Annotated in this window: 25 protein-coding genes; 13 read left to right on the plus strand and 12 right to left on the minus strand. The window is 72.1% G+C overall.

What is annotated here, in order from left to right; genetic code table 11:
* Positions 1–107: 107 nt before the first annotated feature.
* Positions 108–1,490 carry a glycine--tRNA ligase gene (locus tag ACZ60X_RS03635; protein WP_469592796.1) on the minus strand — a complete coding sequence of 461 codons (1,383 nt, stop codon included), beginning with the start codon at positions 1,488–1,490 and terminating at the stop codon, positions 108–110.
* 183 nt (positions 1,491–1,673) lie between these two features.
* Between ACZ60X_RS03635 and ACZ60X_RS03640 the strand changes: the two genes are divergently transcribed.
* The 4 genes from ACZ60X_RS03640 (at position 1,674) to ACZ60X_RS03655 (ending at position 4,817) form a co-directional block, all read left to right on the plus strand.
* On the plus strand, positions 1,674–2,630 hold the full coding sequence (locus tag ACZ60X_RS03640; RefSeq protein WP_469592799.1) for a metal ABC transporter substrate-binding protein: 957 nt from the start codon (positions 1,674–1,676) through the stop codon (positions 2,628–2,630).
* 17 nt (positions 2,631–2,647) lie between these two features.
* Complete coding sequence (locus ACZ60X_RS03645; protein WP_469592801.1) at positions 2,648–3,418, plus strand: metal ABC transporter ATP-binding protein; 771 nt, start codon at positions 2,648–2,650, stop codon at positions 3,416–3,418.
* Positions 3,418–4,344, plus strand: coding sequence for a metal ABC transporter permease (locus ACZ60X_RS03650; protein ID WP_469592803.1), 927 nt, complete (start codon positions 3,418–3,420; stop codon positions 4,342–4,344). Before ACZ60X_RS03645 ends, ACZ60X_RS03650 begins: the two co-directional genes overlap by 1 nt.
* A gap of 62 nt (positions 4,345–4,406) precedes the next feature.
* Positions 4,407–4,817, plus strand: coding sequence for a Fur family transcriptional regulator (locus ACZ60X_RS03655; RefSeq protein WP_469592806.1), 411 nt, complete (start codon positions 4,407–4,409; stop codon positions 4,815–4,817).
* Positions 4,818–5,435: 618 nt separating this feature from the next.
* Here ACZ60X_RS03655 and ACZ60X_RS03660 read toward each other — a convergent pair.
* Entirely contained in the window at positions 5,436–6,284 is an 849-nt protein-coding gene (locus ACZ60X_RS03660; RefSeq protein ID WP_469592808.1) for an isoprenyl transferase, read from the minus strand.
* 26 nt (positions 6,285–6,310) lie between these two features.
* Positions 6,311–7,060, minus strand: a complete 750-nt coding sequence (gene recO / locus ACZ60X_RS03665; RefSeq protein ID WP_469592810.1) for a DNA repair protein RecO — start codon at positions 7,058–7,060, stop codon at positions 6,311–6,313.
* A gap of 39 nt (positions 7,061–7,099) precedes the next feature.
* On the opposite strand from recO, the gene ACZ60X_RS03670 reads away from it, so the two are divergent.
* Positions 7,100–7,567, plus strand: a complete 468-nt coding sequence (locus tag ACZ60X_RS03670; protein WP_469592812.1) for an AMP-binding protein — start codon at positions 7,100–7,102, stop codon at positions 7,565–7,567.
* 116 nt (positions 7,568–7,683) lie between these two features.
* Positions 7,684–8,610, plus strand: coding sequence for a dihydrodipicolinate synthase family protein (locus ACZ60X_RS03675; protein ID WP_469593018.1), 927 nt, complete (start codon positions 7,684–7,686; stop codon positions 8,608–8,610).
* A gap of 185 nt (positions 8,611–8,795) precedes the next feature.
* Here the strand turns inward: ACZ60X_RS03675 and ACZ60X_RS03680 are convergent, their stop codons facing one another.
* The 3 genes from ACZ60X_RS03680 to leuA form a co-directional block, all read right to left on the minus strand.
* Entirely contained in the window at positions 8,796–9,944 is a 1,149-nt protein-coding gene (locus tag ACZ60X_RS03680) for a sialidase family protein (protein ID WP_469592815.1), read from the minus strand.
* Between the two features lie 211 nt (positions 9,945–10,155).
* On the minus strand, positions 10,156–10,845 hold the full coding sequence (locus ACZ60X_RS03685; RefSeq protein WP_469592817.1) for a TerB family tellurite resistance protein: 690 nt from the start codon (positions 10,843–10,845) through the stop codon (positions 10,156–10,158).
* A gap of 183 nt (positions 10,846–11,028) precedes the next feature.
* On the minus strand, positions 11,029–12,750 hold the full coding sequence (gene leuA / locus ACZ60X_RS03690; RefSeq protein WP_469592819.1) for a 2-isopropylmalate synthase: 1,722 nt from the start codon (positions 12,748–12,750) through the stop codon (positions 11,029–11,031).
* 355 nt (positions 12,751–13,105) lie between these two features.
* Between leuA and ACZ60X_RS03695 the strand changes: the two genes are divergently transcribed.
* The 4 genes from ACZ60X_RS03695 (at position 13,106) to ACZ60X_RS03710 (ending at position 17,129) form a co-directional block, all read left to right on the plus strand.
* Positions 13,106–14,173 carry a M4 family metallopeptidase gene (locus ACZ60X_RS03695; RefSeq protein WP_469592822.1) on the plus strand — a complete coding sequence of 356 codons (1,068 nt, stop codon included), beginning with the start codon at positions 13,106–13,108 and terminating at the stop codon, positions 14,171–14,173.
* Positions 14,174–14,194: 21 nt separating this feature from the next.
* Entirely contained in the window at positions 14,195–14,461 is a 267-nt protein-coding gene (locus ACZ60X_RS03700; RefSeq protein ID WP_469592824.1) for a protealysin inhibitor emfourin, read from the plus strand.
* An 80-nt stretch (positions 14,462–14,541) separates the two neighbouring features.
* Complete coding sequence (locus ACZ60X_RS03705; protein ID WP_469592826.1) at positions 14,542–15,879, plus strand: GH1 family beta-glucosidase; 1,338 nt, start codon at positions 14,542–14,544, stop codon at positions 15,877–15,879.
* A complete protein-coding gene (locus tag ACZ60X_RS03710; protein WP_469592828.1) occupies positions 15,876–17,129 on the plus strand; it encodes an MFS transporter in 1,254 nt (417 codons plus the stop codon). Before ACZ60X_RS03705 ends, ACZ60X_RS03710 begins: the two co-directional genes overlap by 4 nt.
* Before the next feature lie 23 nt (positions 17,130–17,152).
* Here the strand turns inward: ACZ60X_RS03710 and ACZ60X_RS03715 are convergent, their stop codons facing one another.
* Positions 17,153–18,007: an NAD-dependent epimerase/dehydratase family protein gene (locus tag ACZ60X_RS03715; protein ID WP_469592830.1), complete on the minus strand. Its 855-nt coding sequence runs from the start codon at positions 18,005–18,007 to the stop codon at positions 17,153–17,155.
* 120 nt (positions 18,008–18,127) lie between these two features.
* On the opposite strand from ACZ60X_RS03715, the gene ACZ60X_RS03720 reads away from it, so the two are divergent.
* A complete protein-coding gene (locus ACZ60X_RS03720) occupies positions 18,128–18,982 on the plus strand; it encodes a helix-turn-helix transcriptional regulator (protein WP_469592832.1) in 855 nt (284 codons plus the stop codon).
* A gap of 36 nt (positions 18,983–19,018) precedes the next feature.
* Here ACZ60X_RS03720 and era read toward each other — a convergent pair whose 3' ends face one another.
* Positions 19,019–19,972 (minus strand): GTPase Era, encoded by a 954-nt coding sequence (gene era / locus ACZ60X_RS03725; protein ID WP_469592834.1) that lies wholly within the window; start codon positions 19,970–19,972, stop codon positions 19,019–19,021.
* A gap of 153 nt (positions 19,973–20,125) precedes the next feature.
* On the opposite strand from era, the gene ACZ60X_RS03730 reads away from it, so the two are divergent.
* Both ACZ60X_RS03730 and ACZ60X_RS03735 read left to right on the plus strand, forming a co-directional pair.
* Positions 20,126–21,439, plus strand: coding sequence for an ammonium transporter (locus ACZ60X_RS03730; RefSeq protein WP_469592837.1), 1,314 nt, complete (start codon positions 20,126–20,128; stop codon positions 21,437–21,439).
* Complete coding sequence (locus tag ACZ60X_RS03735; RefSeq protein ID WP_469592839.1) at positions 21,436–21,774, plus strand: P-II family nitrogen regulator; 339 nt, start codon at positions 21,436–21,438, stop codon at positions 21,772–21,774. The genes ACZ60X_RS03730 and ACZ60X_RS03735 overlap by 4 nt, the downstream gene beginning before the upstream one ends.
* Here ACZ60X_RS03735 and ACZ60X_RS03740 read toward each other — a convergent pair.
* The 4 genes from ACZ60X_RS03740 to ACZ60X_RS03755 form a co-directional block, all read right to left on the minus strand.
* On the minus strand, positions 21,668–22,678 hold the full coding sequence (locus tag ACZ60X_RS03740; protein WP_469592841.1) for a DUF916 domain-containing protein: 1,011 nt from the start codon (positions 22,676–22,678) through the stop codon (positions 21,668–21,670). The genes ACZ60X_RS03735 and ACZ60X_RS03740 overlap by 107 nt on opposite strands.
* Positions 22,679–22,746: 68 nt before the next feature.
* Positions 22,747–24,102, minus strand: coding sequence for a beta-xylosidase (locus tag ACZ60X_RS03745; protein WP_469592843.1), 1,356 nt, complete (start codon positions 24,100–24,102; stop codon positions 22,747–22,749).
* A gap of 164 nt (positions 24,103–24,266) precedes the next feature.
* Positions 24,267–24,743: a hypothetical protein gene (locus ACZ60X_RS03750; RefSeq protein WP_469592845.1), complete on the minus strand. Its 477-nt coding sequence runs from the start codon at positions 24,741–24,743 to the stop codon at positions 24,267–24,269.
* A gap of 205 nt (positions 24,744–24,948) precedes the next feature.
* Positions 24,949–25,302 carry a cytidine deaminase gene (locus tag ACZ60X_RS03755; protein ID WP_469592847.1) on the minus strand — a complete coding sequence of 118 codons (354 nt, stop codon included), beginning with the start codon at positions 25,300–25,302 and terminating at the stop codon, positions 24,949–24,951.
* Positions 25,303–25,332: the final 30 nt, after the last annotated feature.

Genomic DNA, 25,332 nt, shown 5'->3' on the forward strand with positions numbered 1-25,332 from the left:
ATCTGTCATTCCATAGCTGTCAGAGGCGTCGCCGCAGGGATGCGGACATGCGAAAGCCGGGCGGCCCGATGTGATCGGTCCGCCCGGCTTGGGCTACGGGTCGACGACTAGGCGCCGATGAGGCGCTGCGCGAGGTAGCCCTCGATCTGGTCCAGCGACACGCGCTCCTGCTTCATGGAGTCGCGCTCACGCACGGTCACGGCGTTGTCGTCGAGCGTGTCGAAGTCGACGGTGACGCAGTACGGCGTGCCGATCTCGTCCTGGCGGCGGTAGCGGCGGCCGATGGCGCCGGCGTCGTCGAACTCGATGTTCCAGTTCTGCCGCAGCGCCTGGGCGAGGCCCTTGGCCTTCGGGGACAGCTCGGGGTTGCGGGACAGCGGGAGGACGGCCACCTTCACCGGGGCGAGGCGGTGGTCCAGCCGCAGCACGGTCCGCTTCTCCATCTTGCCCTTGGCGTTCGGCGCCTCGTCCTCGACGTAGGCGTCGAGCAGGAAGGCCAGCATGGTGCGTCCGACACCGGCCGCCGGCTCGATGACGTACGGCGTCCAGCGCTCGCCGGCCTCCTGGTCGAAGTAGGAGAGGTCCTGGCCGGAGGCCTTGGAGTGGGCGCCGAGGTCGTAGTCGGTGCGGTTGGCGACACCCTCCAGCTCGCCCCACTCGCTGCCGCCGAACTGGAAGCGGTACTCGATGTCGGCGGTGCGCTTGGAGTAGTGGGAGAGCTTCTCCTTCGGGTGCTCGTACCAGCGCATGTTCTCCTCACGCAGACCCAGGCCGGTGTACCAGTTCCAGCGCTGCTGCATCCAGTACTCCTGCCACTTCTCGTCCTCGCCCGGCTTGACGAAGAACTCCATCTCCATCTGCTCGAACTCGCGGGTGCGGAAGATGAAGTTGCCCGGCGTGATCTCGTTGCGGAACGACTTGCCCATCTGGGCGATGCCGAACGGCGGCTTGCGGCGCGAAGTGGTCTGCACCTGGGCGAAGTTGGTGAAGATGCCCTGGGCGGTCTCGGGGCGCAGGTACGCGACCGAGCCGGAGTCCTGGGTCGGGCCGAGGTGCGTCGACAGCAGACCCGAGAACTGCTTGGGCTCGGTGAACTGGCCCTTGTTGCCGCAGTTGGGGCAGTTGATGTCGGCGAGGCCGTTCGCCGGGGCGTGGCCCTTCTTCTCCTCGTACGCCTCTTCCAGGTGATCGGCGCGGAACCGCTTGTGACAGGCGGTGCACTCGGTCAGCGGGTCCGTGAAGGTGGCGACGTGACCGGAGGCGACCCAGACCTCGGAGGCCAGGATGACGGACGAGTCGATACCGACGACGTCCTCGCGCGACGTCACCATGTAGCGCCACCACTGGCGCTTGATGTTCTCCTTGAGCTCGACACCCAGCGGTCCGTAGTCCCAGGCGGCGCGCTGTCCGCCGTAGATCTCACTGCACGGGAAAACGAAGCCACGGCGCTTGCTCAGGCTGACGATGGTGTCGATCTTGTCGGCGGCCACGGTGCTCTCTTCATGACGATTACGACGACGGGCGTTGAAGCGAGAAGCTTCCAGCTTGCGAATGATTCAGCGTACCGGCGCAGCATCCCCCACGACCAAATCGGCCCCCTCCGGAAGAGCCCGCCGCAGGCCTCTGACCCGGCTTGTTGACAACGGTTTCCATATTTGTTGAAAATGACTGTCATGAACGTACGACGACGCCTCATACCCGCCGCCCTCACGGCGGTCACCGCCCTCGGGATCGGCACCCTCACCGCCTGTTCCGGCGACAACGCGGAGGCGGCGAGCACCGGCGGGCTGAACGTCGTCGCGTCCTTCTATCCCATGGCCTTCCTGGCCGAGCAGATCGGCGGCGGGCACGTCCACGTCACCAGTCTCACCTCCCCCGGCCAGGAGCCCCACGACCTGGAGATCAGCCCCAAGCAGATCGCGCTGCTCCAGGACTCCGACGCGGTCGTGTACCTGAAGAACCTCCAGCCCTCCGTCGACGACGCGGTGGCCCAGTCCCCGGTCAGGACGAAGATCGACGCGGCCTCCCTGACCTCGCTGGAGGAGCACGGCAACGAGGTCGGCGGGCACGCGGCCGCCCACGACACCCACCCCGGCGAGGGGTCCGGCGCCAAGGACCCGCACATCTGGCTCGACCCGGTGCGCTACGCCCAGGTCGCCGAGGGCGTCGGCAAGGCCTTCGAGAAGGCCGACCCCCGGCACGCCGCCGACTACGAGAAGAACACCGCCGCCCTCGTGCGGAGGCTGAACGACCTGGACAAGCAGTTCAAGGACGGCCTCGCGCACACGAGGACCAAGGCCTTCATCACCACCCACGCCGCATTCGGCTACCTCGCCGAGCGCTACGGCCTGACCGAGGAGGCCATCAACGGCCTCGACCCCGAGTCCGAGCCCAGCGCCGCCCGGGTCAGGGACCTGGAGAAGCTGGCCAGGGCCGACGGCGTGTCCACCGTCTTCTACGAGACGCTCGTCAGCGACAAGACCGCGAAGACCATCGCGGGCGACGCCGGTCTGAGGACCGACGTGCTGGACCCCATCGAGGGCATCACCGCCAAGTCCCGCGGCAAGGACTACTTCTCCGTCCAGGAGGCCAACCTCAAGGCCCTCCAGCAGGCGCTGGGCGCCAAGTGACCGGTACGGGAGACCAGATGACCAGTGAGCCCGTCATATCCCTGCGGGGGGTGAGCGCCGAACTCGGCGCGCGTCCCGTGCTGCGCGGCATCGACCTCACCGTCGGCCGCGGCGAGGTGGTCGCGCTGCTCGGCGCGAACGGCTCCGGCAAGTCCACCGCCATCCGCACGATCATCGGCCAGGTGCCGGCGAGCGGCGGCACGGTCGAACTGTTCGGCACCCCGCGCCGCTCCTTCCGCGACTGGGCGCGCGTGGGCTACGTACCGCAGCGCACGACGGCCGCCGGCGGCGTCCCGGCGACGGTGACCGAGATCGTCTCCTCCGGCCGGCTGTCCCGGACCCGCTTCGGCGTCTTCCGCAAGGCCGACCGGGAGGCCGTGCGGCGGGCCCTGGAGGCCGTCGGCATGGCCGACCGCGCCAAGGACTCGGTCAACGCCCTCTCCGGCGGCCAGCACCAGCGCGTGCTGATCGCCCGCGCCCTCGTCGCCGAGCCCGAGCTGCTGATCATGGACGAGCCGATGGCGGGCGTCGACCTGGCCAGCCAGGAAATCCTCGCCCGCACACTGCGGGAGCAGGTTCAGGCGGGGACGACGGTCCTGCTCGTCCTGCACGAACTGGGCCCACTGGAGCCCCTGATCGACCGGGCGGTCGTCCTCAGGGACGGCTGCGTCCTGCACGACGGCCCACCGCCGCAGGCCCTGGGCCAGCACGCGCTCCCCGGCCACGACCACGTACACCCGCACGCACCGGCGGGCGCCGAACCCCTGCGGACGGGACTGCTGAGCTGATGGACTTCCTGAACTACGCCTTCATGCAGCGGGCGCTGCTCGCCGCCGTCCTCGTCGGCGTCACCGCCCCCGCCGTCGGCATCTACCTGGTCCAGCGCCGCCAGGCCCTGATGGGCGACGGCATCGGACACGTGGCCATGACCGGCGTCGGCCTCGGCTTCCTGCTCTCCACCTCCCCGGTGTGGATGGCGACCGCCGTCTCCGTCCTCGGCGCGGTCCTGATGGAGTTGATCCGCTGGTACGGCAGGACGCGCGGCGACATCGCCCTCGCGATGCTCTTCTACGGCGGCATGGCCGGCGGCGTGATGTTCATCAACCTCGCGCCGGGCGGCTCCAACGCGAACCTGACGTCGTACCTGTTCGGCTCGTTGTCGACGGTGTCGCAGTCGGACGTCGTCTCGATCTGCCTGCTCGCCGCGTTCGTGGTGCTGGTCACCCTCGGCCTGCGGCGCCAGCTGTTCGCGGTCAGCCAGGACGAGGAGTTCGCGCGGGTCACGGGCCTGCCGGTGCGCGCGCTCAACCTGCTGACCGCCGTGACGGCGGCGGTGACGGTGACCGTCGCCATGCGCGTGGTCGGTCTGCTGCTGGTGTCCGCGCTGATGGTCGTGCCGGTGGCGGCGGCCCAGCAGCTCACCCGCAGCTTCACCGCCACGTTCGCGATCGCCGTCGCGCTCGGCATCGCCGTGACCGTCAGCGGCACGATCACCTCGTACTACCAGGACGTTCCGCCCGGCGCGACGATCGTCCTGCTGACCATCGCCGCGTTCGTCGCGCTGACCGCCCTGGCCACCCCGCTGGCTCGGCGACGCGCCCGCGCGGCGGCCCGGTCCGGGCCCGCCGGGGACCCGGCGCAGTGCACGGTTCCCGCCCCGGTTTCCGGCACGGTCCCGGGTACGAGAGGAGCCGGGGACGAGGTCGGCGTCTGACCTCCGGCAGTCCGGGCTGGCACAATGGCGCCCGGGCAGGAGCGAGACGTGAGGAGAAAACGGTGACGACCGCTGGACCGCCCGTGAAGGGCCGCGCGACCCGACAGCGTGCAGCCGTGGCGGCGGCCCTGGACGAGGTCGACGAGTTCCGCAGCGCGCAGGAACTGCACGACATGCTCAAGCACAAGGGCGACTCGGTCGGGCTCACGACGGTGTACCGCACGCTGCAGTCCCTCGCCGACGCCGGCGAGGTCGACGTCCTGCGCACCTCCGACGGCGAGTCGGTCTACCGCCGCTGCTCCACCGGTGAGCACCACCACCACCTCGTCTGCCGTGCCTGCGGCAAGGCCGTCGAGGTCGAGGGACCGGCGGTCGAGAAGTGGGCCGAGGCCGTCGCCGCCGAGCACGGCTTCGTGAACGTCGCCCATACGGTGGAGATCTTCGGCACGTGCGCGGAGTGCGCCGCCGGTTGAGCGGTGCCGGTCGGCGCCGTGGGGGTGCGGGGCGTTGCCGGGTTGCGGGTCCGTCATGGCTGGTCGCGGTCGCGCAGGTCCCCGCGCCCCTGTGGACGGCCTGGGCGGCAGCCATCGAGTCGGGGACCTGTCCTTCAGGCGCGGGTCGTGGGCCATGTAGTCGCGCTGCGCGGCGCCGCCCGCCGCCTTGTGGGGAGAGCAGGCGGCGCGCCCCTGCCCGTCAGGTGCGGGCGTCGATCTGCTCCCCGTCGGCCGTGATCTCCGCGAACGGCGAGGGCAGCCGCCGCTCCAGCCGCACGGCGTGTCCGCCGGCTCCCGCTTGCCGCGCCCGCTGACGGCGCCGTAGCCGGCCTTGGCCGTGGCGGCCTGGAGAGCCCGCACGCGCGGCCCGAACTGCGCGCCTCATGCGTGAGCCGGCCTGCCGCCGCCGCGTTGTCCCGCAGCGCGGGGACCAGGTCGCCGTCCGCGGCCGTGCGCGAGCCCTGGCGGGAGAGGTTCTCGGTGACGACGGGCTCGGGGCCGGTCGGGGGCTGCTGGCAGGTGCGCGGGGGCTGCCGCATGAGCCCGGCATCCCCGGCGGCCCGCGTGAACCGCCGGTGACCCGTGCCCCAACGGACGCTAGGAGGTGGCGTCGCCCTTCATCGCGGCCTCCATGGCCAGCAGTTCCTCGTTGGGGACGGCACCGCCGAAGCGGCGGTCGCGGGAGGCGAACTCGACGCAGGCCCGCCACAGGTCGCGGCGGTCGAAGTCCGGCCACAGCACGTCCTGGAAGACCATCTCGGCGTACGCGCTCTGCCAGAGCAGGTAGTTGGAGGTGCGCTGCTCACCGCTGGGGCGCAGGAACAGGTCCACGTCCGGCATGTCGGGGTAGTACAGGTACTTCTGGATGGTCTTCTCGCTGACCTTGGCCGGATCGAGCCGGCCCGCCTGCACGTCCTCGGCCAACGCCTTGGCGGCGTCGGCGAGTTCGGCGCGGCCGCCGTAGTTCATGCAGAAGTACAGGGTGAGCAGGTCGTTGTCCTTGGTCTGCTCCTGGGCGACCTGGAGTTCCTTGGCCACCGACTTCCACAGTTTGGGCATCCGGCCCACCCAGCGCACCCGGATGCCGAGGGCGTCGAGCTGGTCGCGGGTCTTGCGGATGAAGTCGCGGTTGAAGTTCATCAGGAAGCGGACCTCGTCGGGCGAGCGCTTCCAGTTCTCGGTCGAGAAGGCGTACAGGGAGATGTTGCGGACGCCGACCTCGATCGAGCCCTGCAGCACGTCGAGCACGCGCTCGGCGCCCACCTTGTGCCCCTCGGTGCGCGGCAGGCCCCGCTCCTTCGCCCAGCGCCCGTTGCCGTCCATGACGATGGCCACGTGGTTCGGGACCAGCTCGCCGGGGAGCTTCGGGGCGCGGGCACCGGACGGGTGCGGCTCCGGCTCCCTGTACTCGCGCCGCTGACGCCCGAGGAACCCGCGTACCACCATGTGTCTCTCGTCTCCCTACTGCCGCTCTAGGTCTTTTCCACGTACCGGAGCGAGCGCAGCCCGCGCTCCAGATGCCAGTGCAGGTAGGCGGACACCAGCCCGCTGCCCTCCCGGACGTACCGCGCCTCGCACGCGTCCGCCGTCTCCCAGTCTCCCGTAAGCAGGGCCCCCAGCAGAACCAGGGTCTGCGGCGAGGGTACGACGCTGCCGGGCACCCGGCAGTCCGCGCAGACGGATCCGCCGGAGGCCACGGAGAAGAACCGGTTCGGGCCGGGCATGCCGCACTTCGCGCAGTCGCCGAAGCTGGGGGCGTACCCGTTGACGGCCAGCGACCGCAGCAGGAAGGCGTCGAGGACGAGGTGCGGCGCGTGCTCGCCGCGCGCGAGCGTGCGCAGGGCGCCGACGAGCAGCAGATACTGCTGCACGGCGGGCTCGCCCTCGTGGTCGGTGAACCGCTCGGCGGTCTCCAGCATGGCCGTCCCGGCGGTGTACCGGGCGTAGTCGGTCACGATCCCGCCGCCGTACGCGGCGATGGTCTCGCTCTGCGTGCACAGCGGCAGCCCGCGCCCGACCAGCTCGCTGCCGCGTGCGAAGAACTGCACGTCGACGTGCGAGAACGGCTCCAGCCGGGCCCCGAACTTCGACTTGGTGCGCCGCACCCCGCGCGCCACGGCGCGGACGCGACCGTGACCGCGCGTGAGGATGGAGATGATCCGGTCCGCCTCACCCAGCTTCTGGGTGCGCAGCACGATGCCGTCGTCGCGGAACAGACTCATGGACACCATTCTCACCCAAGCGCTCCCCCGCACCGACCCTTGAACCCGGCGCCGAAGGCGGCTCTCCGCGCGATCGAGCGGGAGCGGGTGACGATCACCTCGGTCACACCGGGCACGGCCACCCTGTGGCTGGCCGCCCTGGCCGACGGCACCGAGGCCGACCTGGCCTCGCTCCGGGTGGTCCAGGTGGGCGGCCCGCACCTGGATCCCGGCCTGGCCGCCCGGATCGAGTCCGGCTTCGGCTGCCGGCTCCAGCGGGTGTTCGCCCTCGCGGAGGGTGTCGTCATCGCGACCCGCCCGGACGACCCGCGTGAGGTGGTCCTCGGCACCCTGGGGCGCCCCGTCTCACCGGGCGACGAGATCCGCGTCGACGCCGCCGGGGAGAGAGCGGCGACCTCCTCGTACGGGGCCCGCACACCGTGCGCGGCTACCACCGCTCCCCCGAGTCCGACGCCCGCGCCTTCACCCCCGACGGCTTCCTCCGCACGGGGCTCCGGGCCCGGCTGACGGCGGAGGGCAACCTGGTCCCCGTCTGGCGCACCCCGGCCCGGCTGCACTTGACCGCCCCTGTGAGCCCTCTTATGGTCACGCTGACCGAACTGGCAGCGGCAAGGAGCGGACACATGACCTTCCCCGCCCCGCTCACCGGTGTCGTCCCGCCCGTCTGCACGCCTCTGACGCCGGACCGCGAGGTGGACGTGGCCTCGCTGCTCCGGCTGGTGGACCATCTGGTGGCGGGCGGGGTGCACGGGCTGTTCCTGCTCGGGTCCACGTCCGAGGCGGCGTTCCTCACGGACCTCCAGCGGCGGCTGGTCGTGGAGGCGGTCGTCGGGCACCTGGGCGGCCAGGTGCCCGTGATCGCCGGGGCCATCGACATGACCACGCCCCGGGTCCTGGACCACGTCACGTCGGTGACGGCGGCGGGCGCGCAGGCCGTCGTCGTCACCGCCCCCTTCTACGCCCGCACCCATCGCGCCGAGATCGTCCACCACTACCGCCGGATCGCGGCCGCGAGCCCGGTGCCGGTCATCGCGTACGACATCCCGGTGGCCGTGCACACCAAGCTCCCCGCCGAGCTGGTGCTGGGGCTGGCCGGTGACGGGGTACTGGCGGGGCTGAAGGACTCCAGCGGGGACCTGGGCGCCTTCCGGGAGGTCGTCACCGGGGCCCGCGCGCACCCCGGGTTCAGCGTGCTGACCGGCTCGGAGCTGATCGTGGACGCGGCGCTGGCACTGGGCGCCGACGGGTGCGTGCCGGGGCTGGGCAACGTCGACCCGCACGGGTACGTGCGGCTGTACCGGCTGTCCCGGGCGGGCGACGGGGAGGGGGCGCGGGCCGAACAGGAGCGGCTGTGCGCGCTGTTCGGGATGGTCGGGGCCGGTGACCCGGCGCGGATGGGCGGGAGTTCGTCGGCGCTGGGCGCGTTCAAGGCGGCGCTGCATCTGCGCGGGATCATCGACTGCCCGGTGACGGCCGAGCCGCAGGTGCCGCTGTCCGGCGAGGAGGTCGAGAAGGTGGGCAAGTACCTGGCGGCGGCCGGGCTCCTCTAGTGCCCCGGCAGGCAACGTTTGCCCGTCAAGGAGCGGCGTCCGGTGCGTGCTGTCGGCGTGCCGGCCGGAAGTCCTCGTACTGGGCGTACCTGGGCTTTCGGCCGGTGCGGCGAGTGGGGGCGCCTCCCGCGCAGCGGGGTGGCGTGCCGGGCGTCGCGACGGGGCGAACGTTGCCTGCCCGGGCACTAGGTCAGGGTGAGTCTGCGGAACCGCAGTGTCTCGTAGCTGTGGTCGGCGCCCGTCTCGTACAGGACGCCGATCGTGGCGGGGCCCAGCTGGACGAGGTCGGAGTAGGCGGCCGGGCGGTCGGAGAGGGTGAGCCGCCTGGTGAAGGTGCGGCCGGCGTCCGTGCTGGACCACAGGGCGAGGGCGCGGCGGGCGGTCGGCACGGAGGGCGCCGAGAAGAGCAGCGGCGCGCCCGCGCCCCGGAGTTGGAGGACGCTGCCCTGGACCACGGGGACGTCGGCCAGGGTGGGCTGGGGGGCGTAGGGGCGGTCGAGGGACCGGCCGCCGTCCCCGGAGTAGGTGTCGAGGCGGTTGCCGGGGGCGCTGCCGTACTGGTCGCGGGCGTTGAAGTAGAGCCTGCCGTCCGGGAGTTGGGCGGCCGTCGTCTCGTTGACGTTGACCCCACCGCCGGAGGCGTCCGCGACGAAGCCCAGCTGCCAGGTGCGGCCGCCGTCGTCGCTGTAGAGGGCGTGACCGCCGTCGTGACGGGAGCCGGCGGAGTGGTTCGCGGGGACGAGGAGGCGGCCCCGGTGCGGGCCCCGGGTGAGGGCGACCGCGTGGCCGGGGCCGGTGGCGTACCAGCGCCAGCCGGGCCGCTTCACCCGCGCCGTGATGTCGGCCGGGGCGGAGAAGCGGCGGCCGTCGTCCCAGCTGCGCTGCACGTACACCCGGCGCTCCGCTTCCCCGCGCATGATCTGGCCCTGCGTCGCCGCTCCGCTGTTCCAGCAGGTCACGAGCACGACGGCGCCGGTGCGCGGGTCCACGACCGGGACCGGGTTGCCCCGGGTGTCCCCGCTCCCGGCCGTCACGACGGTCAGCGGGCCCCAGGTGCAGCCGCCGTCGGTGGAGCGGCGCAGGACGACGTCGATGGCGCCGGTGTCCCGCGCGCTGTCCCGGCGCCCCTCGGCGAAGGCCAGCACGGTGCCGTGCCGGGTGCGGACGACCGCCGGAATGCGGTACGTGTCGTAGCCGCCCGCGCCCGAGACGTAGGGGACGGAGGAGGCGCAGCCGGCGGCGGGACGGTCCGGCGCGGCCTCGGCGGGCAGGCGGGCGGTGAGGGAGGCGAGGAGGGCGAGGGCGGTGAGCAGGGTGCGGCGCTGGGCGGTCATCCGCTCATGGTCGCCGTCGCCCCTCGCTCCGGCGGGCAGGCCACGCCTTGTGCCGCTGCCGGACGGCGGCACCCGCGGGCGGCGTCCACCGCACGGAGGGCACGCCAAGCCGGGCGCCGGCTCCCGTACGGCCGCCGTCGCCGCCGTCACCGATCCGGGTCTCATCCGTCGCCGGGGTACGGCTGAGGTACGCAGGGACGACGGCGCCGGTTCAGGACGGGGTCGTCCTGGCCGCCGCCAGCAGCCGGGTGACGTCGTCGGCGCGGATGGTCAGCGCAGCGCCGACCGTGGTGAGGGCGTCGCGCTCGGCCGGGGTGTAGGGGCCGTCGGCGAGGGCGATGCGGGCGGCCTGCAGCAGCAGGGACTCGCGGCCGGCGGGGGCGAGGTGCGGGGCGAGCGGGTCCAGCGCCTCGTGCAGCTCTATCGTCAGGCTCGCGCCGTACGGCTGCTCGAAGACCCGGCCGGTGTCGGCGGCGAGCGCCTCGACCAGGGCGGCCAGCTGCTCCTCGGTGCAGGTGTCGAAGCCGGCGGCGCGGACGGCGGCGGCCGCGGTCTCCAGGACCGTACGGGAGCAGGTGCCGCCCGCGGCGAGCACGGCGAGGGCGACGGTGTGCACGGCGTCGCGGAGCATCGCGGAGAAGCGGCGGGTGGTGGGGTGGTCGAGGACGTCGGTGCCGTAGTGCTGCTCGCAGGCCGCGCACTCCACGACCGGTCCGGCCGTGCCGCGCGCCAGCAGCGGCAGCCCGAGCAGGGTGAGCCGGCGGCGGCCGGTGAGCCGCTGGTAGTTGCGGTCGCCCCCGCAGCCGGGGCAGTAGAACTCCCCGTCGCCCACGGGTGTCCATGCGGTGCGCGTGCCCAGGAAGCGCAGGGCCTGGCCGTATCGTCCCCGTACTGGCAGCACGTCGCACCTCCGTAACCGCGCGGCAACATCGCCGTGCTGGCGTGATGTTAGCCACATCACGGAGGCTGAGTCAGTACCCCGGAAGAGACCTTTCTGTGACCTCGTCGGCGCCATGGCCGAAAACGGCGGCGCCCTGACCGCCGTATACAGCGGTCAGGGCGTTGAAACCCCCGGTCAGAGGGGTCAGCGGGCCGCGCGGTTGACGGCCGAGACGACCGCCTTCAGCGACGCACGCGTCGTGTTCGCGTCGATGCCGATGCCCCACAGGACCTTGCCGTCGATCGCGCACTCGATGTAGGAGGCGGCCTGCGCGGAGGCGCCCTCGCTCATCGTGTGCTCCTGGTAGTCCAGCAGGCGTACGTCGATGCCGATGGACTGCAGGGCGTCGAAGAAGGCCGAGATCGGACCGTTGCCGGAGCCAGTCAGGACCGTGTCCTCGCCGTCGACCGTCGCCTCGACGGTCAGGGTGTCGACGCCGTCCGTGTCCGTCGTGGACTGGCCGGTCCTGACCTGGATGCGGCCCCAGGGGTTGTCCGGGTTCGGCAGGTACTCGTCCTGGAAGACCGCCCAGATCTCCTTCGGCGTGATCTCGCCGCCCTCGGCGTCCGTCTTCGCCTGGATGAGCTTGGAGAACTCGATCTGCATCCGGCGGGGCAGGTCCAGCTTGTGGTCGTTCTTCAGGACGTAGGAGACACCGCCCTTGCCGGACTGCGAGTTGACCCGGATGACGGCCTCGTAGGAGCGGCCGACGTCCTTGGGGTCGATGGGCAGGTACGGCACGGCCCACTCGATGTCGTCGACGGTGACGCCCTTGGCCCTCGCGTCGGCCTCCATGGCGTCGAAGCCCTTCTTGATGGCGTCCTGGTGGGAGCCGGAGAAGGACGTGTAGACCAGGTCGCCCACGTACGGGTGGCGCGGGTGGACCTCCATCTGGTTGCAGTACTCCCACACGCGGCGGATCTCGTCGATGTCGGAGAAGTCGATCTGCGGGTCGACGCCCTGCGAGAACAGGTTCATGCCCAGGGTGACCAGGTCGACGTTGCCGGTGCGCTCGCCCTGTCCGAACAGGCAGCCCTCGACGCGGTCGGCGCCGGCCATCAGCGCCAGCTCGGCCGCCGCCACCGCCGTACCGCGGTCGTTGTGGGGGTGGACGGACAGGCAGACGTGCTCGCGGCGGGTCAGGTTGCGGTGCATCCACTCGAAGCGGTCCGCGTGCGTGGACGGGGTCGAACGCTCAACGGTCGCGGGCAGGTTGAGGATGATCTCGCGGCCCGGGCCGGGCTGCCAGACGTCCATGACCGCCTCGCAGACCTCCAGGGCGAAGTCCAGCTCGGTGTCGGTGAAGATCTCCGGGCTGTACTGGTAGCCGAACTCGGTCTCCGGGCCCAGCAGCTTCTCGGCGTACTCCATCACCAGGCGGGTGCCGTCGACGGCGATCTGCTTGATGTCGCCCTTGGAGCCGCGGAAGACGACGCGGCGGAAGACCGGGGCGGTGGCGTTGTACAGGTGGACGGTGGCCCGCTTGGCGCCCTTCAGGGACTCCACGGTCCGCTCGATCAGGTCCTCGCGGGCCTGGGTCAGCACGGAGATCGTGACGTCGTCCGGGATCGCGCCCTCTTCCTCGATGATCGAGCGCACGAAGTCGAAGTCGGTCTGGCCGGAGGCCGGGAAGCCGACCTCGATCTCCTTGTAGCCCATCTTGACCAGCTGGTCGAACATCCGGCGCTTGCGCTCGGGCGACATCGGGTCGATGAGGGCCTGGTTGCCGTCACGCAGATCGGTGGACAGCCAGCGGGGGGCGGCGGTGATCCGCTTCTGGGGCCAGGTGCGGTCGGGGATGTCGACCTGCTCGTAGCGACCGTACTTGTGGATCGGCATGGTGCTGGGCTGCTGGCGGTTGGCCATGGTGGCGTGGGCTCCTCAGGGTGTCCGGATGTGGGGTGTCTTTCCGGATGTCCGGGTCGGCCGACGACGCAACGCCAAGCTCCGCGGGGAGGGAGTCGGCCTTGACTACAGGCCCTCGCCGCGGCAGCTAAGGAGAAGCAGCCCGAAACGCATGATGCTTCGCAGCGTAGCCGAGGCGCGCCGGTTGCGCGGGTCCGTATCAGTATGCGGGATCGACCGAGCAAGGGGGATGAACAGGGACAAAAAGTGCGCCATACCACTCCCGGCTACGGAGTGTGGCCAGGCGTCCCGATATTTCACCCAATCACGGTCGCGACTAGTGACACTGACGTCACGCAGTGCGATGGTTTTCGGCATGACGACCAACGGGGGCTTCCAGCCCGTCTTCTGCACGATCGTGCCGCCGCACATCCTCGACCGGCTCGCCCAGCACGAGGACCAGGCGCTCTCCGCATCCGCGCTGCGCACCCTCCAGCACGACTCCGCGCTGCGCAGCCGCCGCCGCGACACCGCGGTCGCCACCCAGACCGTCATCGCCACCGCCGCCCAGGCCGACAGCAAGCCCCGGCGCACGATCTACGACGTCCGGCACGGCAGCGACCTGCCCGGCACCGAGGTCCGCGCGGAGGGCCAGGACCCGGTCCAGGACGCCGGCGTCAACCGCGCCTACGCCGGTCTCGGCGCCACCTTCGAGCTGTACCTGAAGGCCTACGCGCGGGACTCCATCGACGGCAACGGCCTGCCGCTCAACGCGTCCGTGCACTACGAGACCGACTACGACAACGCCTTCTGGAACGGCGAGCAGATGGTCTTCGGGGACGGCGACGGCCAGGTCTTCGTCGACTTCACCAGCTGCGTCGACGTCATCGGCCACGAACTCACCCACGGGGTGACGCAGTACACCGCGAACCTGGAGTACCAGGGCCAGTCCGGCGCGCTCAACGAGTCGGTCTCCGACGTCTTCGGCTCGCTCATCAAGCAGTACTCGCTCGGCCAGAGCGCCGACCAGGCCGACTGGCTGATCGGCGAGGGCCTGCTCGCCCCCGGCGTCCACGGCACGGCGCTGCGGTCGATGAAGGCCCCGGGCACCGCGTACGACGACCCGAGGCTCGGCAAGGACCCGCAGCCCGCGACCATGGCGGGCTATGTGCACACCAGCAGCGACAACGGAGGCGTCCACACCAACTCCGGCATCCCCAACCACGCCTTCTACCTGCTCGCCACGGCCATCGGCGGCAACGCCTGGGAGAAGGCCGGCCAGATCTGGTACGACGTGCTCACCGGCGGCGAGTTGCGCTCGAACGCCCAGTTCGCCGACTTCGCCAAGCTCACGGTGAAGGCGGCCACGGCGCGGTTCGGCTCCGGGGACGAACTGGAGGCCGTGCAGAAGGCGTGGGAGACGGTCGGGGTGCGGACGACGTAGATCCGTACTAGACACGGACCCATGCGTATTCGAGTGCAGCGCACGGGTGGTTTCGCGGGGATCGGGCGCGGGGCCGAGGTGGACACCTCGGGCCGGCCCGACGCCGCCGAGTGGCAGGCCCTGGCCGAACGGGTCCTCGCGTCCGGCCCGGGCGCCCCGCCCACCGGCGTCCCCGACGGCTTCCGGTACGAGATCACCGTGGACAGCCGCACGGTGTACGCGGCCGATCCCCGACTCACCGACGACCAGCGGGAGTTGATCTCCCGCGTACTGAAGGAGGGGGCGTGAGCGTCCGGGAGGCGGGCGTCTGAGCAACGGTTGCCGCCGGGGCGTTGACTTCTGTTACCGAGGGTAAGGATGATCCGGCCATGGCGACTGACGCAGGCGATCCGATACCCCGGTTCCCCGACGGCTTCCTGTGGGGTGTGTCGACCTCGGCCCACCAGATCGAGGGCGCGGCCGAAGAGCGCGAACCTTCCGTGTGGGACGTGTTCACGGCCGAGCCCGGCCGGGTGAAGGACGGCTCGACGGCCGCGGTGGCCTGCGACCACTACCACCGCTACCGCGAGGACGTCGCCCTCCTCACCGGCCTGGGCGTGGACGCGTACCGCTTCTCCGTCTCCTGGCCGCGGGTGAACTCCCCGGGCGGGCTGGACTTCTACGACCGCCTGGTGGACGAGCTGTGCGCGGCGGGCGTCCGGCCCGTGCCCACGCTCTTCCACTGGGACCTGCCCGCTTCGCTGGAGGAGGCGGGCGGCTGGCTGGAGCGGGAGACGGCGGCCCGGTTCGCCGATCACGTGAGCGTGGTGGCCGAGCGGCTCGGCGACCGCGTGCCGAAGTGGATCACCCTCAACGAGCCCGCCGAACACACACTGCTGGGGCATGCGCTGGGCGCCCATGCCCCCGGCAGGCGGCTCCTGTTCGACGCGCTCCCGGTCGCCCACCACCAGCTCCTCGCCCACGGCCTCGCGGTACGGGCCCTGCGCGCGGCCGGCGCGCACGACATCGGCATCGCCAACTCCCACGGCCCCACCTGGCCCGCCTCCGACGCCCCGGCCGACCGGGAGGCTGCGGGCTTCTACGACGTCCTCCTCAACCGCCTGTTCGCCGAACCGGTCATCCTCGGCCAATACCCCGAGGGCATGGGCGAGCTGATGCCGGGCGACGACGTCGCGGCCGACCTGGAGGTCATCGCCGAGCCCGTCGACTGGTACGGGATCAACTACTACGCGCCCACCCGGGTCGGCGCGCCCGGGGGCGGCGACGGCGAGTACGGCGGCCTCACCCTTCCCGCCGAACTCCCCTTCTCGGTGAGGGAGATCGAGGGCGCGGCGAGGACCGACTTCGGCTGGCCGGTCGTCCCGGAGGCGCTGACGGAACTGCTGACCGGCTTCCGCGAGGCCTACGGCGACAAGCTCCCGCCGATCGTCATCACCGAGAACGGCTGCTCGTACGACGGCCTGGACGACCGGGACCGCATCGCCTACCTGGACGGCCACCTGCGCGCCCTGCACCGCGCGCTCGCGGCCGGGGTGGACGTGCGCGGCTACTTCGTGTGGTCCCTGCTGGACAACTTCGAGTGGGCGGAGGGCTACGCGCGCCGCTTCGGCCTGGTGCACGTGGACTTCGCCGATCCGGCCACGCTGAAGCGCACCCCGAAGGCCTCCTACCACTGGTTCCGGGACGTGCTCTCGGCCCAGAGATGACCGCGGTCCGCCCCGCGGCGGCGCTGTCCGAGCCGGCCGAACCGGTCGGCCGGGGCTGGACCACGGCGCTCTCGCTCGCCAACGGGGCGATCTGGGTGGGCTGGTTCGGCCCGCTGCAGATCCTGCTGGCCTCCCAGGCCAAGGACTTCGCGCCCGGCTCCGGGATGTCAAAGGAGACCGTGCTCGCCTGGGTGACGGGGGCGGGCGCGGGGGTCTCGCTGCTCGCCAACCCCTTCTTCGGCGCGCTGTCGGACCGGACGACCGCCCGCCCGGGCCGCCGTACGCCGTGGATCGTGGCCGGGACGGCGGGCGGGGCGCTGTCGCTGCTGCTGCTCGCGCGGGCGGGCGGGGTGTGGTCGATGGCGGCGGGCTGGTGCCTGGTGCAGCTCACCCTGAACGCGGCGTTCGCGGCGGTGACGGCGGCCGTGCCGGACCGGGTGCCCAGGGGCCAACGCGGCGCGGTGGGCGGCTGGTTGGGCGCCGCTCAGATCCTGGGCGTGGTCGGCGGCACCGGACTCGCGACGGCGGCCGGCGGCACCGGGGCCGGGTACGCGGCGTGCGCGGTGTGCACGGTGGCGGGCGTGCTGCCGTACGTGCTGCGGTACCCGGACCTGCCGCTGTCCGCCGGTGACCGCCCGCCGTGGTCCTGGCGCGGTTTCCTGGCGGGCTTCTGGCTGAGCCCGCGCCGGTACCCGGACCTGGGCTGGGCGTGGCTGACCCGGTTCCTGATCAACCTCAGCAACGCGCTGGTGCTGCTGTACCTGCTGTACTACCTGCGCGACCGCCTCCATTACCACGACCCCGGCCAGGGAGTGCTGATCCTGACGGCCGTCAACAGCCTGACGCTGATGGCGACCGTCGTGGCGGGCGGGGTCTGGTCGGACCGGGTGGGCCGGCGCAAGCCGTTCGTCGTCTGGTCCGGGGTGCTGATGGCGGTGGCGACGGCGGCGCTGGCGGGGTGGCAGACCTGGTCCGGCGCGGTCGTCGCGGCGGCGGTCCTCGGGATCGGCTTCGGCGTGTTCACCTCCGTGGACTTCGCGCTGATGACGGACGTCCTGCCGAAGGCGCTGGACCGGGGCAAGGACCTCGGCGTGATCAACGTGGCCAACGCCCTGCCCCAGGTCGCGGCCCCCGCCCTCGCCGCGCCGGTCGTGACCTACCTGGGCGGGTACCGGGTGCTGTACCTGACGGCGGCGGTGATCGGGCTGGCGGGGGCGGTGCTGGTGGGCCGGATCCGGGGCGTGGACTGAGAGGCCGTCGCTGACGCCTGTGGCTACAGGGCGCCGGCGTCGCGGGCGGTCCAGACGCTCGGGAAGAGCGGGCGGTAGCCGAGGTCGCGGCGGATCTTCCCGGTGGACATGATGCCGAGCCACGGGTCGGGGTCGGTCCGGGTGGCCATGCCGGCGGGCGGTTCGGCGCCGCCCAGTTGGTGCAGATCGACCGCGGTGACGGGGGCGTCGTCGGCGATGTTGTGGACCGGGCCGTTCACCGCCGGCGCGTACAGGAGCCGCAGGAGCCCCTGGGCGACGTCGGCGTGGTGGCCCATGTGCAGCCGCTGGGTGGGTGCCCAGTGCGCGGCCCAGCGCAGGGAGTCGGCGAGGTGCGGGTCGCCCTCGCCGTAGACGAAGGGGAGCCGGCCGATCCTCAGGTCCAGGCCGTCGAGGGCGAGCAGCTCCCGTTCGGCCGCCGCCTTGGACTCGGGGTAGGCGCCCCACATCGCGCCGCCGGGCCGGGACTCGTCGTCCTCGACCAGCGGCCGGCCGCGGCCGGTGCCGTACACCAGCCCGGTGCTGACCTGGACGAACCGTCGGACACCGGCGGCCTGCGCGGCCCGGCCCAGGGCCACGGCCGCGTCCCGGTTGACGGCCCGGGCCTCCTCGTCGGGCACCCCGCGGAAGGCGGCGGCGACGTTCACGACGGCGTCCGCCCCGGCCACGGCCTTGCCGAGCACGTCGTCGTCGCGCAGATCGCCGAGCACGACCTCGGCGCCGAGGCCTTCGAAGCGCTCCGCGCGGGCGGCGTCCCTGACCAGGACCCGCACCCTCTCCCCCGGCCGCGCCTGCGCCAGCAGCCTGGGCACGAAGCGGCGCCCGACCTGTCCTGTCGTCCCGGTCACCAATGTCAGCATCAGGTGCTCCTCTCGTCGCCGGCCAGCCTCGGTCCCGGCGGCGGCAGAGCGGGAGAGACCTGTCGGTCGGGGGATCGGCAGTCCCTGGATAAGCCCGGCGGCCTGCCGCACGCTGGAGGGGTGAACCGAGCCGAACTCGCCGATTTCCTGCGCCGGGGCCGCGCCCGGCTGAGCCCGTCGGACGTGGGCCTGACGCCGGGGGCCCGGCGGCGTACACCGGGCCTGCGCCGGGAGGAGGTGGCGGGGCTGGCGGGCATGTCGGTGGACTACTACACGCGGCTGGAGCAGTCCCGTGGCCCGCGCCCGTCCCGCCAGATGCTGACGGCGCTGGCGCGTGCGCTGCGTCTCGGCGACGCCGAGCACGACCACCTGTTCCACCTGGCCGGCGAGGAGCCGCCGCGCCGCGAGACCGCGTCGGCGCATGTCCGGCCCGGTCTGCTGCTGATCCTGGACCGGCTGTACGACACTCCGGCGCAGCTCTTGAACGACTGCGGGGAGGTCCTGGCCCAGAACGCGATGGCCCGGGCGCTGGTCGGCGACGTGATGTCCCGTCCCCGGCGCGAACGGAACCTGGCCCGCCGCTTCTTCCTGGACCCGGCCGCGCGCTCGCTCTTCCCGCCGGAGGACCACGAGCCGCACGCGCGCGCCCACGTGGCCAATCTGCGCGCGGTGGCCGCCGCCCGCCCCGACGACCCGGAGCCGGCCGGGCTGGTCGCCGAACTCCGGTCATCCAGCGAGGAGTTCGCGCGTCTGTGGGACGAACACGAGGTGTCCCTGCGCGACCGGGCGACCAAGCGCTTCCAGCATCCGCTGGTCGGCCTCCTGGAGCTGGACTGCGAGGTCATGCTGAGTCACGAGCACCACCACCTGCTCGTCGTCCACACGGCCCGCCCGGGAACGGACTCCTACGAACGGCTCCAGCTGCTGCGGGTGGTGGGCCTGCAGGACATGGCCCCCCACCCCGCCGACCGCTGAAGGCGGACGAGCACCTCCACCTGCTCACGGGACCGGCTAGAAGCCCAGCCTGCGCAGCTGCTTCGGGTCGCGCTGCCAGTCCTTGGCGACCTTGACGTGCAGGTCGAGGAAGACCGGTGTGCCCAGGAGGGCCTCGATCTGTTTGCGGGACTTGATGCCGACGTCCTTCAGGCGCTTGCCCTTGGGGCCGATGATGATGCCCTTCTGGCTGGGGCGCTCGATGTAGACGTTGGCGTGGATGTCCAGCAGCGGCTTGTCCGCCGGGCGGTCCTCGCGCGGGAGCATCTCCTCGACCACGACCGCGATGGAGTGCGGCAGCTCGTCCCGGACGCCTTCCAGCGCGGCCTCGCGGATCAGCTCGGCGACCATCACCTGCTCGGGCTCGTCCGTCAGGTCACCCTCGGGGTAGAGCGCCGGGCCCTCGGGGAGGAGGGGGATCAGCAGGTCGGCCAGCAGCTGCACCTGCTTGTCGCCGACCGCCGACACCGGCACGATCTGCGCCCACTCGAACCCCAGCTCCTTGCCGAGCTGGTCGATGGCGATCAGCTGCTCGGCCAGGGCCCTCGAGTCGACCAGGTCGGTCTTCGTGACGACGGCGACCTTCGGGGTCTTCCTGATGCCGGCCAGTTCCTTGGCGATGAAGCGGTCACCGGGGCCGATCTTCTGGTCGGCGGGCAGGCAGAAGCCGATCACGTCGACCTCGGCCCACGTGGTCCGCACGACGTCGTTCAGGCGCTCGCCCAGCAGCGTGCGCGGTTTGTGCAGCCCCGGGGTGTCCACCAGGATCAGCTGCGCGTCCGGCCGGTGCACGATGCCGCGCACCGTGTGCCGGGTGGTCTGCGGCCGGTTCGAGGTGATCGCCACCTTCTGCCCGACCAGAGCGTTCGTGAGGGTGGACTTGCCCGCGTTCGGGCGGCCCACGAAGCAGGCGAAGCCGGCGCGGTGGACGGCCTCGGCCGACTGCTCGGATGACTGGGTACGCACGCTCATGCCGTTCATTGTCCCTGATCCACAGGGCCCGGCCGCACAGTGAGGTTTTGGTAACCCTCGGGCAATGAAACGTCACGGAAACACACCCGTACGCGACCGGAAACGCGCGCCGGTGACCCTCTGACGCAGCCCCGACCCCCGTTGGAGACGCCCGTGACCCTCGCCGCCGCGCCCCAAGTGAACACCGGCGACACCGCCTGGCTCCTCGCCGCCACCGCCCTCGTCCTGCTGATGACGCCGGGGCTGGCCCTGTTCTACGGCGGCATGGTCCGCACGAAGAGCGTCCTCAACATGCTGATGATGAGCTTCGTGTCGATCGCCCTGGTCACGGTGGTCTGGCTGGCCGCCGGCTACTCCCTCGCCTTCGGGGACGACGCGTTCGGCGGGCTCGTCGGCGGCCTCGGCCACGCCGGCATGGCCGGCATCACTCCGGGCAGCGTGCACGGCACGGTCCCCACCCTCCTCTTCGCGACCTTCCAGCTGACCTTCGCGATCATCACCGCCGCCCTGATCAGCGGCGCGGTGGCCGACCGGACGAAGTTCTCGGCCTGGCTGGTCTTCGTCCCCGTCTGGGCCCTCGTCGTATACGTCCCGGTGACCCACTGGGTGTGGGGCCCCGGCGGCTGGATCGCGGACAAGCTCGGCGCGCTCGACTTCGCGGGCGGTCTGCCCGTCGAGATCACCTCCGGCGCCTCCGGGCTCGCCCTGTGCCTGGTCCTCGGGCCCCGCCTCGGGTTCAAGAAGGACGCCATGCGCCCGCACAACCTGCCCATGGTGATCCTCGGCGCCGGTCTGCTCTGGTTCGGCTGGTTCGGTTTCAACGCGGGCAGCGCGCTCGGCGCGAACGGCCTGGCCGCGGCGGCATTCCTCAACACCATGGCGGCCGGCTGCACCGGCCTGCTCGGCTGGCTCTTCGTGGAGCACAAGCGCGACGGTCACCCCACCACCCTCGGCGCCGCCTCCGGCGCGGTCGCCGGTCTCGTCGCCATCACCCCGTCCTGCGGCACGGTCTCCCTGCTCGGCGCCCTCGTCGTCGGCCTCGCCGCCGGTGTCGTCTGCTCGTACGCGGTGAGCTGGAAGTTCAAGCTGAACTACGACGACTCGCTCGACGTCGTCGGCGTCCACCTGGTCGGCGGCGTCATCGGCACCCTGCTGATCGGACTGTTCGCCGAGAGGGCGATGACCGGCGGCACGGACGGCCTGTTCTACGGCGGCGGCCTCGCCCCGCTCGGCAGGCAGTTCCTCGCCGTGGTCGTCGTGGCGGTGTACGCCTTCGCGGTGACGTACGGCCTCGGCAAGCTGCTCGACAAGGCGCTGGGCTTCCGGGCGAGCGAGGAGCAGGAGCACACCGGGCTGGACCTTACGGTGCACGCGGAGACGGCATACGATCACGGCGTCCTGGGCCACGGCGCCCCGGTCAGCGCGTCCGTCGTCCCCTCCGTCCAGAAGGTCAAGCCCCAGGCATGAAGCTCATCACCGCCATCGTCAAGCCGTACCGCCTCGACGAGGTCAAGACCGCCCTGCAGGAGCTGGGGGTGCACGGTCTGACCGTCACCGAGGCGAGCGGCTACGGCCGTCAGCGCGGCCACACCGAGGTGTACCGGGGGGCCGAGTACCGGGTCGACCTGGTGCCGAAGGCGCGCATCGAGGTCGTCGTGGAGGACGCGGACGCCGACGCCGTGATCGACGCGATCGTCAGGGCCGCGCGGACGGGGAAGATCGGGGACGGGAAGGTGTGGTCCGTGCCCGTCGAGACGGTCGTCCGCGTGCGGACCGGCGAACACGGCCCCGACGCGCTCTGACCAGCAGCGCGCCGCACACCGCAGCCGCCCCGGCCGACAGCCCGGCGAGGAGCCACGGCAGCGCGAGGAAGGCGGCGCTCGCCGACTGCCGGGTGCCCGGCGCGCTCACGGTCAACGTCACCTTCGCCCGGTCGAGTTGGGGCGCCCCGGACCACGCCTCGGTCAGCCGCACGCGTTGCCCCGGCAGCAGCTCGGAGGGGACCCGGGTCAGGGTGCGGTCGAGCAGCGTACGGCCGAACAGCCCGCGTGCCCTCAGCCGCACCCGCGGGTCGACGGTGACGTTGCCCGTGTTGCGCAGGGTGTAGGAGATGGTCGCCGTACTGGCGCCGAGCCCCGGGATCAGCGGCTGGTGGTGGCTGATCCGCACCTGCTCGACCGCGACCGCGGGGAGCGTGGGCCCGCTGACCCGGAGGTAGACCCGGGCGCCGACGGCCTGCCGCACGCCGAGGGCGAGGGAGCCGCCGCCGCGCTCCATGTGCTCGTCGAGGGCGACGATCGCGCCCGGGTGGTCGCCCGGTTCGGCGCCCTGCGGCACGCGCAGCGTGAACGGCACGGTGACGGTCGCGTGCCCCGGCACGGTGATCCGGGACCTGGCGGGCTCCGCCCAGGCGCCGACCCCGTGCATCGGCTCCGCCGGGCCGCGCACGGCGAATCCGCCGTCGCGGGCGGTGTTGTAGGCGTCGGCCGCGTAGAGCCGGAAGGTGAGCGGGCCGCCGGTCTTGTTCTGCACGGCGACCTTGTCGGTGAGGCTCTGGCCGGGATCGGCGGTCAGGGAGAAGTACGGGCGCGCGGCGACCTGCGAGGCGACCGGGTAGACGGACCAGCTGCCGTTGTCGGCGGCGTGCGCGGGTACGGCCTGCCATGCCGGCAGCAGGCCCAGGAGGAGGACGTACAGCTTGCGCATGGGTGCGGACCCCTGGGGTGAGGAAGGGACGGACGGGCGGGTGCGGACGCCCGTGTGCTCGGTCGGGCTCAGGTGAGCGTCAGCGTGAGCACGCCCGCGTACGAACCCGGGGGCGTGAACGCCGGGACGTCCAGGGAGAGTCCGGCGTCCACCGTGAACTGGCCGCCGGTGAGCGTGCCGTCGGAGGTCGACGCGAGGGTCGCTCCCGAACCGCCCACGGTCCCCGCCGAACCTGCCTTGCAGGTGCTGGGGCTGCCCGCCTTGGTGGCGCAGGCGGGTGTCCAGCTGAGCCTGCCGGCGTCGATCTTCGCCCCGGGCCCGGTGAAGTCGGTGACCTTGCCGGTGAGCGACCAGCCGGCCGGTCCGCCGCGGAAGTCCTTGACGGTCACCGTCTGGAGCTTGCCGGTCGAGGCCCCGCCCTGGCCGAAGTCGACCGACGACAGCGTGACGGAGTCCCCGGCCTGGGTCATGGCGAGGGTGCCCGCCTTGACGCTGGTCGTCAGCTTCTGGCTGCCCGGCGGGACGGGCGTGGTGTCGTTGACGACGTAGGCGGCCGGCCCCGCGCCCTTGTCCGCGCTCCAGGAGCCGCCCTCGTAGGCCACGATCCCGGTCGTCGTCCTGTCGTTGACGACGAGGGGGGCGCTGAAGGAGCCCTGGGCGTTCGCGGTCACGGTCGCGGTGTCCTGGGTCTGCCGGTCCCCGGCCCGGCCGGCCAGGGTGACGCTCGCGCCCGGCGTGAAGCCGCTGCCGCTGACGGTGACGCTCACTCCCGGGTTGCCGGAGGCCGAACTCAGCGCGATCGACCGGGTGTTGGCGGGAGTGCCGTCGCCGGCCGTGACGGTCTCGGAGACCGGTGCGGGCGGGTTGGTGACCGTGCAGGGGGTGTCCAGCTCCATGATGTAGCTGGTGTGGATGTTGTAGTCGCCGGGCGACAGGGTGATCTTCCCCGGCTTGGTGACGGTGAACGTGCCGGTCATGGAGAAGGACGGGAAGGCCGCCTTCCCCGGCACCGGCGGGTTCTTCCTCGGCCCGGCGACCGTGACGTCCCCGCTCTGCGCGCCGCCGAGGGTGACCTTGCCGGTCGGGGTCATGATGTCGGCGGGCAGGGCCAGTTCGGTCGGGTTGGCCGCGGCGGCGGTCACCACGGTGTACGTGACGGTGACGGTGTCGCCGACCTTGGGACTGGTGTTGTCCACCGAGACGGCGGCGGTGGTGGTGCCGTCGATGGGCGGCAGGCCGGCGACGGCGGGCGGGATGCAGTGCGTGGCGAAGTCGACGTTCGCGCCGGCGGCACCGGCCGGACAGGCCAGCGCACCGCCCGCGGCGACCGCGAGCGCGGTGGCCCCGAACAGCGAGATCCAGCGCCATCGCGGGGATCTTCGTGGTCTGGTCCGTGCTTCCGGGAGTGTGGCTGTGGCACCCATGGGCCCCCTCCTGAGGGTCGCGGGCGCAGCGGCTCGGCTGCGCCGACAGGGGGCATTGACGTGGAGCGGCGGTGAGAAGTCAATGAAGATGCCGCAGAAACCTGACGGTTCATCAGTTTCTGCGGCATCCGGAACAGATCAGTCGGTTCGGCCGGTCTCGGGCGTCAGTCGAAGACGAAGGGTCCGGGCGACTGCGGGCCGCTCGCGGTACAGGTCACGGTGATCCCGAAGATCACCATCTGCAGCGAGCCGCCGTATGCGTCCAGGCTGTCACCGGAGGCGACGGTGCCGCTGAGGGGACCGACGCTGACGGAGTCACCGGCGTTCATGGCCGGGTTCCTGGTCCCGCTGAAGACGACACTGCCGCCGCCCGCGTCGGCCATGGTGAGGGTGGAGGTGATGGAGTCCTGCGCCACCGCGACCGGCGTGGTGATCGCCGAGGAGGTGAGGGTCAGGGTGGCCGAGGTGCCGCTCTGGGTGGCGGTCAGCGTGGCCGAACCGCCGCCGAAGATGCCGCAGCTCGCGGTGATGGTCGCCGACTGTGGGGTGACGGCGGCCGCGGAGGGCGCGAAGGCCAGACCGGTGACCGCGAGGGCCCCGGCGGCCAGTGCCGCACCCATTGCCGTGCGCTTGCCTCTCATGGAGATCCGCTTCCCTTCCCTGGTGGGGAGTGCCAAGTGGGGGCCGACGGACGAGAGGCCTTGAGCAGGCGGGTGCGGGCACGCTGCTGCGGCGGTGCGGATCTGACGGCCCGTCGGAAAGGTACGGCTCCATTGATGCGCAAGGGCGAGAACCCAACAAGGATGAAATCCAGCCGACCTGTCGGTCGGCTGGACAACGGCCGGCTCAGCCCGCGGAGACGGTGCCGCGGACCTCGCCGTCCGGGCCGGCGATCAGGACGGGCGTCCCGGATCCGCCGAGGTCGGCCACGGCGGCCAGGTCCTCCGCGGGCACGGACTCCTTCTCGCTCACCACCGCCGCCGCCTCCAGGGACGTCGCCCCGGACGCCACGGCCATCGCGACGGCGGTCCGCAGCGCGCTCAGCCGCAGCGAGGCCAGCTCCACCGTCCCCGCGACGTACGTCCGCCCCGTCTCGTCCCGTACGGCCGCCCCCTCGGGCACACCGTTGCGGGCCCGCGCGGAACGGGCCAGGGTCACGATCTTGCGGTCCTCGGGATCAAGCGCGTTGCTCTCGGTCATGCCCCGAGCATACGAAGCGGCGCCCCGCCC

The organism is Streptomyces sp. NPDC104106 (assembly GCF_055584345.1).